The organism is Candidatus Azobacteroides pseudotrichonymphae genomovar. CFP2 (assembly GCF_000010645.1).
GTDB classification, from domain to species: domain Bacteria; phylum Bacteroidota; class Bacteroidia; order Bacteroidales; family Azobacteroidaceae; genus Azobacteroides; species Azobacteroides pseudotrichonymphae.
The window spans coordinates 658,345-672,933 of the sequence record NC_011565.1 but is presented as its reverse complement, the minus strand read 5'-3'; the positions used below and the strand labels follow the sequence as shown (position 1 = coordinate 672,933).

The following is a 14,589-nucleotide window of genomic DNA, read 5'->3' as shown; positions in this document are numbered from 1 at the left end:
CTATATCCCTTTATTTTCTAAGTATAAATCCACAACTTCTTCAGACGATAAACTTCTCCGAATAACATTAGCTGTATTTCGAATTTTTTCTATAAGCAACGATATTCTACTTTCTTCTACTTCTATATTCTGTCTCTTTAATAAATCAATAATCGCTCTCTTACCAGAATGTTTCCCAAATAAAATAGAACATTTTTCACGTCCAAGAATATCTCCGTTAAATGGTTGAAATGCCAATATATCTGATAGAATGGCCTGGGTATGTATCCCCGACTCATGACTTACAGCAAATTTCCCGCAAATAGCCTTTCCATCTGGTAAGGGACGTCCAGAAATGACTGATACATACCGACATAAATCAAACAAAGTAGAGAGATCATATTTTGTTTTCCCGTTTATCTGCCTTAACCCCATTAAGATTTCCTCTAAAGCAGCATTCCCGGCTCGCTCACCTAGTCCATTAATAGTTACAGACAAAGAATTCGCACCAACCTGATATGCAGTAAGAGCATTGGCAGTGGCCATACCAAAATCGTTATGTGCATGGAAATCTATATTCATATTGGTTTTTTTTTTCTTGATAGTCCGAATAATTTCAATTGTTTGAATAGGAGTTAAAATCCCAACAGTGTCGGCAAACCTTACTCGAAAAACACCATACTTCTCTGCCATATCAATAAATTGAATCACACGATCTATTGGACACCTTGAGGCATCTTGTGCCCCTACACTCACCCGTTCAAATAAGTTCTTGGCACATTGAATTGTTTTGCTAAATGTATCTTCCACCCATCCATAAGTCTTATTAATTGCTTGTAGTTGAATATCAGATAAAGGGAAAGCAATATGTATACATGTTGCTCCAAGTGTACTAGCTTGTTCTATATCCTTTTTTATCGCCCTACTCCAAACAGAAATAATTGGTCTTAACTTTAAACGAACAATATTCTGTATAGTATTACACTCATCTTCTCCCATTGCAGGGATACCAACCTCTATTTCATCTATCCCTATTTCGCTAAGCATTTGTGCCAACCGAATCTTTTCTTTCCGAAGAAAAACGACATTAGGAGCCTGTTCTCCATCCCTAAGAGTAGAGTCTATCAAAAAGGGGAAATAACCCATGAAAATTATTACGAATTAATAACTGATCATTTTTCATTAAATATCACAAACAAATATCATAAACAAAAAAACAATCCAAAAATTAGATTTCTTCTAGAATAGGACAAATAAACTGCCAATTATCGTTTTGAAAATTACCACTTGCATTCATAAACTTATGAATAATAACTAACATAAATCCCTTACTTCCTTTCATCAATTTTAAATTAAAGTCTAAATACCCCCTCCTAACCATTTTCGATAAAAGTAAGAAAGAACATTGTTCATTACAATTGTTAAATATATCATAAAATATAATTATGATATTTTGTTTTAAAATCAAACTTCTAATTCCTAATGAAGAACATATAATTCATTAGGAATTTTCATTCTTATCATCACTGTAATGCTCACTGCAATGTACTTGAACTCTTACTATTATTTGTCAGTAGGGTTCACTAGTCTCTTTATCTCATTTTTGAAAAATCCAAGGGAAATAATCTATCCTTTTGTTATTTCGACAAAAATATTTCATCATATCATCAATGCTTAAATGTAATTCTTGACACACGGTAATTAATTAAAGAAACAAATAAACTAACTCTTCTCTTTTTTAAGATTCCAAAGAATATTATGTTATACTTCGTAACATTGAATCTTTTACACAAAAAAAAAACATTCGTGCACTCCTTTTATGTACTTAATTTCAAATCTACTCTGTTGAAACAATAGTCAGTCCTTTCTTCAAACTTTATCCTATTTATCCCAATAGTGCAAAATCTTTGGAACAGATTTTGCATTGCAAATCGAAAAAAATTGCAATAATTACATTTAATAAAGGGAATTAATGGTTTAATAACTCTATATGTAACCAAACAAAAAAGTAAATAGACCATTCTATAAAACACAAAAGATAGACTGCAATTTTATTGTTATTTTTTATTATTCCTAATACACTAAGATCTTGAAGAATCTTGGAAATTATTTCCCACATTTGCAGTAATCCCAATGTATTCTATTTTTTATCATTATCACAAATGATATGAGTACGTTTTATATTATCTATATCATACGTTTGAAGTGATGATTGGGATTCTTTTAGTTTTCCCAATTGCTTTCACCAATTATTCTACGCTTATTACATTTTCTGTTCCTTTTTATTCCTCTGTTCGGTGGTTTGTAAGTTATCTTTGGAAGGACGTCTGCATAATATAATACAGAAAAATAAAAGCGAGTAAATAATTTTTTTTGAAAGAATAACGTTTATCGATTCGTTCCCCTAAGTATGCCAATCATTTGTCAAAAGACAAGACAAATATCATTATGACGTCTTTCCCCAATTCCTAGCTTTCATAATCACCAAAAGAAAAATAATTCCTGGAGTAGAGAAGTTGGAGGTCAATCACACAGTGCTGGAGGTTTCTCACATCGTAGCTAAAAAAGCGAATACATTGTAAATATAAATTAATTAGTCCAACCCCTTCTTTTTTAAATTAACTGCATTCCAGTAGTAACAACCATATAAACGATGTCTCTTTTCATATACTTTAAAAAAAAGGAATAACTAACTTCATGCAATACCACACAATAAGTGGTACAAACCATTAAAGAAAGATCAGCGAGTTGTTTCGGATGATTAAATACGAATTTATATATAGAGGGAGGGAAATATTGACAATCCCAACAACGATAGATATGCAAAAATCAAGGAATTGGATTCCAAAAGGTTTAAAAATTTCAACATCAAGCTCACAAAAAAGTACAAAAATTATCTGAATGTCAGCGACTGATATAAATGAATGCCTTGAACATCTGTATTCATTATTAGAAATGATAATGAACAATTTTACCAAACTATCCATCCATGCAATATTTGCTGCCCATACATCAGATATCAGGCAGATCAAAAAATAATTTTTGCCTATTTTGCCTATTTTTTATCTTAATATAAAAAATTTAAAGGCCTTGTCATCTTCCAAAGGCCTTGTCATCTTCCAACTTCCGCAAGTCTACGTCTACTTCTCTTAATTATTCTATTGTCTTACCAATCTTTGATAAATTCTTTTGATATCATCAACAATTTTGATCATGAAATTTGATCATAAAGAATATATCGTAACAAACGAGTAAATCAAGCTTGAAAAACTATTACCAAGTCAAATACAAGCTGATTTTCTCTTTAGTCAGGGGGCTTATTCAAAAACGATATATAACAAAAATGTTCCTATCCTAGAAGATTGATCGGTGCGATTCGTAGATTATGTCGTCAAAGAAGCACAGCAAATGATCAAAAGAACTGATGAAAGATTTGCAAAAAACTTAAGGAGGTCTAATGCAGACCTGCATTACATTTGAAACTCAACAGTCTCAAGTTTATAAAATGGAAAGCATAGCTGCATCAGTTCCTTGAATAAATAATGCCCAATCCACTAAGATTATCAGATAAATTCCATATCGTTTGATTAAATAAAGTCGAATATGAAGCAGTTTACTAAAGACTGTAAATAAAAATATTTAGCTAATCAGGGTTCTTCTTCTCCTCAATATACTCATATAAATGAATTTTTCGCTTGCAAAGACTTAATCAAAAAAAATGAAAAGACTTACAAGGAATCATTCTTATTTAATATTAGTTATGAAAAAACTTATTTCAACCTCTATCCTTCCCCAAGCATTCCCTTTACCAATACAGATACATGGTAAGTCGGAGAAAGGAGTCTATACATACAGTTTTACCACAGAATGTTGCGGAATGACATGCTTTTGAAGCATATCAAAAATAAGAGACTAATTCCATTACCACTGTTCCACATGGAACAGTGGATAATGAACGTATAAAATTAACAATAAACTAAAACAACTATGAAAAAACTGATCTTAATCGCAATGTTTCCTATCCTCTTTGCAGCAACAGGGCAATGCAATGCATTGCATTTTCTCTGTATCTGTAAAAGAACTAAAGGAAAACCCCAAATCGAAAGCAATTACCTAAAAGTAGGTAAGTTCCACCAGTAGTAAAAAAATGTCCTTTCAAAGCAGTTTTCAGTAAAATAAAAGAAGGTGAAACATATTCCACTACAACGGAATTATGTAAAAAGGTGTAAGCGATGCAGAGTGAATAACTCCTAAACCCATCGTAATGCTGAAACCTGGGAAAAATATTTAAATATCAAGGAATTTGACGAAATTCAAGCAGTTTATTTCAATCGTGTTTTAGGTCCCTACTTTATTTGGGAGTAAAAACACGATTGAGTAAATATAACTTTTGAGTATCTCAAATACATTAAGATATGATCCCCATACAATACTAGTGAACGAGTTTTAATTTGACTAACCATCATCCTATTTAAAAGTTTTATAGTATAAACATCAACTTTTAATCCATCCTACACAGCTATAGATTGCCCAAACGATTAATTAATATTTTTGCTAACTAGCAACAAATTGGAAACTTAAATTCCAAGCTAAATTATTTTTTAAGGAAGTTCTAATTGAAAACTCTAACGCCAACGTATTCCCTGTGAAAAATTTTAGAGAATTACATGGAACTATAATTAGTATTGTATTGTTCAAAATTTTATTTTCTGCAGTTATGCTAGGCATGACACAAAATATTTAAAAAAATATGTTTCTAAAAAACAATATTCTCATGAAATATAATTTAGATTGAGTACCTTCGTGTTTGTGCTTTCGATCTTGTAAATTTGCTGAAGTGTTGTTAACAACGTGTCATGTTGTCATGTTGCTTTAATTAAAGCAGTAAAGGCGCTGATAATGATTGTTCCTAAAAAGAACATAAAGACAAGTTTTTGCAATCATTACGAGTAAAACGAGCCCAATTGTCTAGAATTGGTAGGCATGAATTGGTAGGCATGCCACTTTTGAGAAGTGATACCCACGAAGAAGTAGTAGCTCCGGTCTTTTCCCATGTGCAAGTGATATGAAATAAGGGGAATGAGGAAATATTTTTATAAAGATTGTTGAAAATTATGGATATGGAAAAAAATAAATTAAGATTTGAAACGTTACAAATTCATGCAGGACAAGAAGTAGATAAAACAACACATGCTCGTGCGCTACCTATTTATCAAACATCTTCTTATGTTTTTGAGGATGCAAAAGATGGTGCAGATCTTTTTGGATTGCGTAAGTTTGGAAATATTTATACGAGACTACAAAATCCAACTACTGATGTTTTTGAAAGGCGTGTAGCGGCTTTAGAAGGCGGAGTGACTGGATTGGCAACTTCGTCAGGACAATCCGCTCAATTTATTGCACTGAACAATATACTACAAGTAGGAGATAATTTGGTGAGTACTTCTCATTTATATGGTGGAACATATAATCAATTTAAATCACAATTTAAACGCCTAGGTATAGAGGTACGTTTTAGTCCTAATGACAATCCAGCAGAATTTGAAAAGCATATCGATAAAAATACCAAAGCCATTTATTTGGAAACAATTGGGAATCCAGAACTTAATGTACCTGACTTTGACGCAATTGCGTCTGTAGCAAGAATACATGATATCCCTCTTATTGTAGATAACACATTTGGAGCGGGAGGATATTTATTCCGACCTATTGAGCATGGGGCTTCAATTGTAGTTCATTCTGCTACAAAATGGATAGGAGGGCACGGTACATCTGTCGGCGGGGTAATTGTTGACAGTGGAACGTTTAATTGGGGGAATGGAAAATTTCCCACTTTTACAGAACCTTCGGACAGCTATCATGGATTAGTATTTTGGGATGCATTTGGAATGGACAGCCCTTTCGGCAATATTGCATTCAATGTACGTGCTCGAGTAGAAGGACTTCGGGATTGGGGAAATACAATTAGCCCATTTAATTCTTTTCTCCTTGTTCAAGGAATTGAAACATTATCCCTTCGCCTAGAACGCCATGTACAAAATGCACAAATACTAGCAGAATGGCTTGAACAACATTCCAAGATAGAATATGTAAATTACCCTGGCCTAAAAAACAGTAAATACTATGATTTAGCCAAAAAATATTTTCCAAAGGGAACAGGAGCAGTGCTTACTTTCAAAATTAAAGGAAACCCTTCTAACGCGGATAAATTGATAGACAATGTTAAATTACTTAGTCATTTAGCTAATGTGGGAGATGCTAAATCTTTAATTATTCACCCTGCTGCAACCACACATGAACAACTTTCGCCGGAAGAACAAAAATCCACAGGAGTAAAGCTCGGATTATTGCGTATCTCAGTAGGTATTGAAAATATTGAAGATATTAAAGATGATATTCAGCAAGCATTAGATAAAATAGCATAGAGACTGCAAGTCTAACCGCTGAATTTGGTTGCAAAAACTCTTGTTTCTACTTCTCAATAGAACTTTTTTAAAATCTGTATACACATTTTTGGCTTTTTTTTTGCAAGTTATGAAGCTCACATTACTCGTCCTGGCAGCAGGAATGGGAAGCCGTTATGGGGGATTAAAGCAATTGGATGGATTGGGCCCAAATGGAGAAACTATTATGGACTATTCAGTTTTCGATGCTGTGAGGAATGGGTTTGACAAGGTTGTTTTTATTATTAGAAAATCCTTTGAAAAAGATTTCAAGGAGAATTTTTTGAAAAAATACGAACACGTAGTACCAACTGAAATCGTTTTCCAATCTTTGGATAAATTGCCACATGGATTCTCACTAAATACAAAAAGAATTAAACCATGGGGAACTAATCATGCTATTATGATGGGAAAAGAAATAATACATGAGCCTTTTGCTGTAATTAATGCAGATGACTTTTATGGACAGGATAGCTTTAAGATATTAGCCTATTACTTAGGCTCTCTCAAAAGAGAGCAAAACAGCTACATTATGGTTAGTTACAAACTAGGTAATACTTTATCTAAAAGTGGTGCTGTAGCACGAGGTATCTGTGAAACAAGCAAGGATGGGTTTTTAGCTTTTATCACAGAACGTAATTATATCATTAGTGACAACAATGGAAAGGTAAAATACAGAGATGACATAAATAATTGGATTACTATAGATGAAGATACCCCTGTCTCTATGAATATGTGGGGATTTACACCCGAATATTTTAATTATTCAGAAAATTTATTTATTGATTTTCTTATTAAGAATCAAAATAATCTTAAAGCTGAATTTTTTATTCCATCTGTTGTTAATCAATTAATTACAAATAAACAAGTAAAAGTACAAGTATTAAAAACATCATCTCAATGGTTTGGAATAACTTATTTAGAAGAACGAGCATCGGTAGTTTCTAAGATTCGAGATTTAATCAAAAGAGGGGAATATCCTAAAAAGTTATTTTAATAATCATTAAAAAATCAAATGTTCTATAATTTTTAGATAGTCAACGAAAAGAGACTATTGCCTGTTTTGTATCTTCTGATAATATTTCGGTCTTTTGGGGTCTTCTACCCTATCTGAAAAATTGGAAATTATAACGATTTTTAAAAAATGTATATTGTGAAAATGCAATCTGTTTTAGAAGTGATAATGACAATTATACATAATTAGTATTTATTATACTTAATAGTCTTGCACTGAAATAACTCTAAAAATACTTTCTAGTTACACATCTATAATTATTTATCGCAAAAGATAAAATCGTGTACAACAATCTGTAAACTAATTCAATATATGGCAACTATAAAACCTTTCAAAGGTATTCGTCCTCCAAAAGAATACGTAACAGAAGTGGCATCTCGCCCTTATGATGTTTTAAATTCGAAAGAAGCTCGTGAAGAAGCAAGAGGTAATGAAAAATCACTTTACCATATCATCAAACCAGAAATAGATTTTCCTGAAGGGAAAAATGAACATGATCCTGATGTCTACAAAAAAGCTATCGAAAATTTCAATAAATTCCAGAAAAAAGGATGGTTAATACAAGACGATAAAGAATTATATTATATATACGCTCAAACCATGAATGGACACACTCAATACGGATTGGTAGTTAGTTCATATGTAGATGATTACCGAAATGGGGTAATTAAAAAACATGAATTAACTCGTAAAGACAAAGAAGATGACCGCATAAAACACATACGTATCAACAACGCAAATATTGAACCAGTTTTTTTTGCATACCCAGATAATCCACAACTAGATAACATTATTAAAGAGGAAATAAGAAAAACACCTGAATACGACTTTATATCTTCCGATGGTATTGGACATCACTTTTGGATAATTGAAAATGATATAGTTATTCAAAAAATCACTCACTTATTCGCACAAATACCTTATTTATACATTGCTGATGGACATCATCGTTCTGCAGCAGCAGCCTTAGTTGGCGAAGAAAAAGCTAGGCAAAACCCACACCATACAGGAAAGGAAGAATACAACTATTTTATGGCAGTCTGTTTCCCTGCTAATCAATTGACAATTATGGATTATAATCGGGTCTTAAAAGATTTAGATGGATTGACTTCTACAGAATTTCTCAATGCACTTGCTCCAGATTTTCATATTACAGACAAAGGGAAAGACATCTATCGCCCTCAAAGATTGCACAATTTCTCTCTATACTTAAATGAGCACTGGTATTCATTGGATTCCAAACAAGAAACATATAGTAACAATGATCCAATTGCTGTTTTGGATGTTACTATTTTGTCCAATCTAATTTTGGACAAAATACTAGGAATGAAAGACCTTCGTACTGAACAACGTATTGATTTTGTAGGTGGCTTACGTGGCTTAGAAGAGTTGAAAAGAAGAGTGGATATTGGTGAAATGGTGGCGGCATTAGCCCTATATCCTGTTTCTATGAAACAATTGATGGACATTGCTGATACGGATAATATCATGCCTCCAAAAACAACTTGGTTTGAACCCAAATTACGTTCAGGTTTAGTTATCCACAAACTTGATTAATTTTTATTAACCTCTTTTTTCATAGGAGAAAAAGAAAAACAATTGTACTTTTACAACTAGCACTTGGTGAAGTCTCCGTAGCTCAGCTGGTAGAGCAAATGACTCTTAATCATTGGGTCCAGGGTTCGAATCCCTGCGGTGACACTAAAAAAGAAGAAAAACTCTGATTTTACCTATCTTCTATCTTAGTTTTAAAACCATTCAAAAATGGTACAGGACAGATACATTTTTTGATTTTGATTTTGATTTTGATTTTGATATCAATTGCAAGTTCAACTACTTTTTTTTAAGACAACTTAAGTTTTGAAAAAATCTTTTCCATTGCTGATAATATTATTTTTTTTAATGAGATTTGTCAACAAGGCAAATGTTTTGGCTAGAAGATAAGATCTTACAGATTCTTTTAATTTACCCAGCGAGATAAAAAATTATTCTACATCGAAACGATAAAGCAGGAACTAAAAATAGAAAGACATTAATTCAAAAACTCTTTCGAGCATTACATATCATTGATCATAATTCAATAGCTCACAACATTTCGAAGCAAAAAATCAATACGTAGGAAAATTTAGAAAGTGCTTTTGAAGAAAACTTTTCATATAAAAAACTATCTAAATACGCTTCATCTATTTGGATTCGACTATTTAAAATGTAGCAAAAGTTAAAAACTTGCCCTACAATATATAAATGGGACGATTAAAAAAAATTAATGAACAACAATTAGATTTTTCTATTGAATTTCCGTACGGAATAAAAAACAAAAAAAATGGTGATTGAAATCGATAGATCTCAATATATCCCCTACAAAACTTACTTAATACAGATAGAAATAAAACAACTGAAAAGTTAAATTTTGGAAAAGCCATCATAGAATAAAATGAATGCCATAAAATAATTTGAAAGGAACAATTTTTTAATTAGTAAAATTAAGTTTTGATGATCAACTCTATATTGAAAAAGAAGTATTAACAGTGCAGAATCATAATTGATTCCATTTGCTTTTTCGAGGATAGAAAGAATGCGCTTGTTCACTTGCTTTTTTGTGAAGGCAAGCTGAATATCCATATTGGTAAATTGGATATTACAATAATAGATCAAGATATTCATTATGGAAATTTGGCAACAGAAGATTGATAGGATCAGTAAACTCTCTTCTCAAGAGCAAAATTGATAAACCACCTAACATTAAAATATTTGTCAAAAGTAATATAAAATTTGCTAGTGCAGTTTTCTGTGTCTTCAAATGACATTGATAGAAACAAAAGATGCGATTTACTGATTGATATTTCAATTTTACAAAAAAGTAGATTAACAAAAATTAATGACAGTGTTGTATATCGTACAATACAAAAAAAATAATCCATTCTGCTAATTCACCTAAACAAAAAGAAATTTTAAGATTTCAAGTTTAATAACATATAACCCTCTTGGGGGAAAAGAACACAAAAAATATTTTCATTGAAAACAAGGGTTAAGTTGGAGTATTAAAGAAATTTGTCCAAATCATATTCAAAAAGACAGGTTTTAGAGAAGAACAAATTGAAATCATCAATAGGGCAAGTCCAAGGACTTAATGTTATTGGACTTCTTCCTACAAATAGTAGACTCTGAAAATCCTTAACCAACCGACTTACAAATCCTCTAAACCATGGAACGATCATAATCATTAATACCTCCCCAATTAAATCTTTAATGGAAGATCAATTCCAATGGGACTCACAAAAAATAATATTGACTATACTATTTATATTAGCTTTTCTCTCAAGCAACAAGTCAAGCAACAAGTCAAGCAACAAGAGAAAGAGATAGCACTAGACAAAAATAAAAATGGACAAACCATATTTATTTTTGTCACACCTGAACATTTACAAAAAAATACATTTAGAGTGGAATCATTAAGAATAAGCAAGCAGAACAATCATTATTTCAGTTATAGTGTAATTGATGAAGCACACTGTGCTTCAGAATATGGGGACATGATTTCAAAATCATCTTATTTACATTTAGGGAATAGTGCAAAAAAATACTATGTATCAAACATAAAAACATTTACTTTTTTCTTATTAACAGCAAAAGTATCCTATAATGTTCTCTCTGAGATTCGGAGAGGAGTTGATATTTCTGAAGAAACTACAATCGTAAAATTTGAAATAATTAGATTTTCCAGAAATTCAATTCAAAATTATTGACATAATTGCAAATATTAATCTCAATAAATGGCTAAACTTTATAAGGAATTTTTGGATACTGCAACAATCACAAATAGCAAGGATATCTGTCTGCCAAACTTTAACCCTACAATATTTTATGAGCAAAAAGACAGCAAAAACAATGCAAGACTAGTACTTTGTCCATATTCCACATAAAAAAATGGGAGTCCAAAAGTATCGGTACTACTCCACAGTTAGTATCACATTTTGATAAAGGATAGAAATCTTTCCGAAAAAGAAGACATCGAAAATGAAAAAAAATCAGTCAAATTACCATTAATAACAACTTCGATTTATTGATAGTGACAAAAATACTCGAAATTGGTATTAATAAGTCCAATATTTGCTATGTAGTACATTTAAAATTCAATTGAAAGTTATTATCAAGATCAAGGAAGTAGGAAAAGAAGTGGTTGTGATAAAAAATTAGCTATAAGACTGATTATATTCAAAAGGCAAGAAATAATAATTTTCGAAAATAGCAAAGCTGTTACAAAAGATGGAAAAATAACTGAAATAAATAGGAAAGAACTGTCTCTATCGATAAAGTTTTTTTCAAAGCTCCCACAAGAATAATTTTTATAGGCATAATAGGCATAAAAAAAGAGAACGAATATTAACTGAACTTCTTACAAGAAGAAAATTTCCTCACTCTCAAAAAAACCTTTTCCTGAAATTGAAAAATTAAAAAACCCCAATTCACAAGCAACAATTCAATTCCTTTTACGAAAAATACAATCGAATAAATAACGAAACAATTAAGAAATAACAAGACTTTGTTTACTGAAAAATTGTAAAAAACACAGAAATTTTATAACAACAAGGGTGAACTTATTGTGTTGTAGCTTACAAAAGCTATTTTCGATTCCTAAAAATCCAAAATCAAATATTAAGAATTTATTTTTTCAAATCAGAAACCAAGAAAACACAGTCAAATTTACTTATAAGTTTTCTATTATTGAATGTTGTAGATAATTATTCAGTCAATGCTAATTCGCAAAACCAATATCCGATTCAAATAACAAAGGTTAAAAAAATATTTATTACAATACAATAGTCCTAAGAAAATAGAGCGGAAGTTAGAACATCCACCTTTTTACAAAAAAAGTATGTAAAAAGGATATTTTGCAAGAGGACACAAAAAAGGCTTGATTACTAAGTTTGAAATTATCAAAATAATACATGGAATTAGTATGAAAAGGCAAAAGTTCAAATAAATAACCTCAACCATCTAAAAAGTGTAAAAATAAAATTCTTAGTCCAAAGAATCTGAAAACTCCGTATTTATTCTACTTAAATCTTTTTCTGTGATTCTTATGAAAAAGAGAATGAAAATTTCGTAAGAAAAGTACAAACCTATTTTATAAGTGATTTTTGAAAACTCAAAACACAACTAAAGAGGATAATTATTCCATCAAAGAAAAAACTGATATATTTAGGCAAGTATAAATAGATTTGAATTCAGCTAGATGTATTGAAAAAGCAGAAAATGCCTTAATCATATCTCTCAAATTTCATTCGAACTGGAAAAAAACTCTAATAGCAAACCTGCAGGAACTATAATAGACCAACAAATTAATGAACAATTAGAATTGCTTAAAAAAGAGTTTTCAAAATTAAAGCTATAACAAACTATTATTGATAGTGCAAAAAAAAATCAAAAAAATATAATAACTGAACTAGAAGAAATACAAAAAATCCGTATCATACTACAGATGAGATTTTTAATCTCTATAAACAATATATCAATGGTATAAAAGAAAAATATTGAAATGATCTAAAAATTGAGAACAATCAATATCTATAAATTGAAATTGTACTCATTTTAATAAATTCCTCTCTAATATCCTTTTTAAGGGAATACAAATAATTGTGCACAGTTTTCAACACAATTTACTTTTTTAATTAAAATTTGTCAATTGTATTCAAATAGATAGCAAAACCTCAGCATCTTTGTCCAAAGATATTATACCAAAAGGCTGATATTTTTTTATTAAAAAACAACCTTAAATGCTGCATTCACCTTTTTGCATAAAAGTTCTAAAACTTAGAATTTAAAAATATTACTAAAATTAGGATTAAAAGGGGAAAGAAATTCGTATATTAGCTTACCTGCAGATCCAAAGAATACTCAGACTATCCTTTAGTCATTATGTTACAAAACATCTATTTTGTGTAAGGTAGCTGAGTAAGATTTGGAAATTTTGATAAGATTTATGCGCATGCTCGGGAAAAAATATACAGATCTACATTGATGGAAATGCTTTCAAATCCATGGAAGGATCTGAAAATATAAAGAAACACAAATAAATATAGTGACAAACTCTAACTCCTTTAAAGAAAAGAAGTATTATTTAGCATTTGTTAAACAATTTATGACTATAGAGTTACGCTCAAAAAACACTTGGAATTTGTAAGGAAACGAATTAGGAAAAGGATTTACTTATGTATATTAAAGCGCTGTGTTATCCATGAATATAAAATAAATTGCAATAATTAGTACCCCAGAAGGATATATAGAACAAATTCTATCTCAATCCTCCTAAAATTCTCCTGAACGATAGTTTTTAAAGGTTACAGAAACAAAATAAAAAAGTTAAGACCTTCTAATTTATTCCTTTCACTTTTTGTTCATACATGATCAATTGTACAAATGATTTTCTATAAGAGATTTGTTCCCGAACTGGAAGTAAAAGAACCAAAACCATTTTCAAATGAAAAATCTTCCTTTAATTCACGGGGTCGCTCTTTAAAAAAATAAGAGGGCGATCCCATGAATCTATACTGGCAAATATTCTATACCTTTACCAAAATTGGCCTATTTACAATGGGGGGGGGGGTATGCTATGTTACCTTTGATACATAAAGAAGTAGTTGAACAAAAACAATGGATTTCACAATCCGACTTTGTGGATATGATAGCTTTATCACAATCTATTCCGGGTATATGGACCGTCAATATTGCTACTTTCACAGGACACAAAATGAAAGGTATTATGGGAAGTATAATTGCCGTAATGGGGGCCACACTGCCTTCTTTTGTAATTATCTTAATAATTGCCAAGTTTTTTCAATATTATCAAAATAATTTATTTGTTATCAAAATATTCAAAGCTATTCGTCCTGCTATAATAGCTTTAATTGTTGTTTCAGTTTTTACCACGGCTAAAACAGTCAAGATCAATCTGAAAACCGTAGTTATCCCTATTACTGTTACCGCTTTAACCTATTTGGGAATTTCTCCTATCTATGTTATTTTACTCACTATTATTGTTGGTTTGTGGTGCGGCAAATTGAAAAAATCATAGTTTGCCATTATTAGTCAATTTGACTATATTATGTTCAGTTTTTTAGCTTATGAAAAAATTTAAAAAGATTAAAAATG

General features: G+C 30.8%; 6 protein-coding genes and 1 tRNA gene. 6 read left to right on the top strand and 1 reads right to left on the bottom strand.

Going from position 1 to position 14,589, the window contains the following annotated elements; genetic code table 11:
- Entirely contained in the window at positions 1-1,125 is a 1,125-nt protein-coding gene (locus tag CFPG_RS02735; RefSeq protein WP_012573497.1) for a homocitrate synthase/isopropylmalate synthase family protein, read from the bottom strand.
- 3,974 nt (positions 1,126-5,099) lie between these two features.
- Here CFPG_RS02735 and CFPG_RS02730 point away from each other — a divergent pair.
- The 6 genes from CFPG_RS02730 to CFPG_RS02700 all read left to right on the top strand — a co-directional run bounded on the left by CFPG_RS02730 (position 5,100) and on the right by CFPG_RS02700 (position 14,512).
- Positions 5,100-6,404: an O-acetylhomoserine aminocarboxypropyltransferase/cysteine synthase family protein gene (locus tag CFPG_RS02730; protein ID WP_041572528.1), complete on the top strand. Its 1,305-nt coding sequence runs from the start codon at positions 5,100-5,102 to the stop codon at positions 6,402-6,404.
- Between the two features lie 109 nt (positions 6,405-6,513).
- Positions 6,514-7,419: a nucleotidyltransferase gene (locus CFPG_RS02725; RefSeq protein ID WP_012573495.1), complete on the top strand. Its 906-nt coding sequence runs from the start codon at positions 6,514-6,516 to the stop codon at positions 7,417-7,419.
- A gap of 330 nt (positions 7,420-7,749) precedes the next feature.
- Positions 7,750-8,994, top strand: a complete 1,245-nt coding sequence (locus CFPG_RS02720) for a DUF1015 domain-containing protein (RefSeq protein ID WP_012573494.1) — start codon at positions 7,750-7,752, stop codon at positions 8,992-8,994.
- 71 nt (positions 8,995-9,065) lie between these two features.
- Positions 9,066-9,138, top strand: a tRNA-Lys gene (locus tag CFPG_RS02715).
- Between the two features lie 1,565 nt (positions 9,139-10,703).
- A complete protein-coding gene (locus CFPG_RS02705; RefSeq protein WP_041572402.1) occupies positions 10,704-11,183 on the top strand; it encodes a hypothetical protein in 480 nt (159 codons plus the stop codon).
- Between the two features lie 2,834 nt (positions 11,184-14,017).
- Complete coding sequence (locus CFPG_RS02700) at positions 14,018-14,512, top strand: chromate transporter (RefSeq protein ID WP_322107771.1); 495 nt, start codon at positions 14,018-14,020, stop codon at positions 14,510-14,512.
- Positions 14,513-14,589 lie beyond the last annotated feature (77 nt).

Bases quoted from the DNA above. Each gene is read 5' to 3' on its own strand.
- CFPG_RS02735 (WP_012573497.1), bottom strand. From the start codon at position 1,125: ATGGGTTATTTCCCCTTTTTGATAGACTCTACTCTTAGGGATGGAGAA.
- CFPG_RS02730 (WP_041572528.1), top strand. From the start codon at position 5,100: ATGGAAAAAAATAAATTAAGATTTGAAACGTTACAAATTCATGCAGGA.
- CFPG_RS02725 (WP_012573495.1), top strand. From the start codon at position 6,514: ATGAAGCTCACATTACTCGTCCTGGCAGCAGGAATGGGAAGCCGTTAT.
- CFPG_RS02720 (WP_012573494.1), top strand. From the start codon at position 7,750: ATGGCAACTATAAAACCTTTCAAAGGTATTCGTCCTCCAAAAGAATAC.
- CFPG_RS02705 (WP_041572402.1), top strand. From the start codon at position 10,704: ATGGGACTCACAAAAAATAATATTGACTATACTATTTATATTAGCTTT.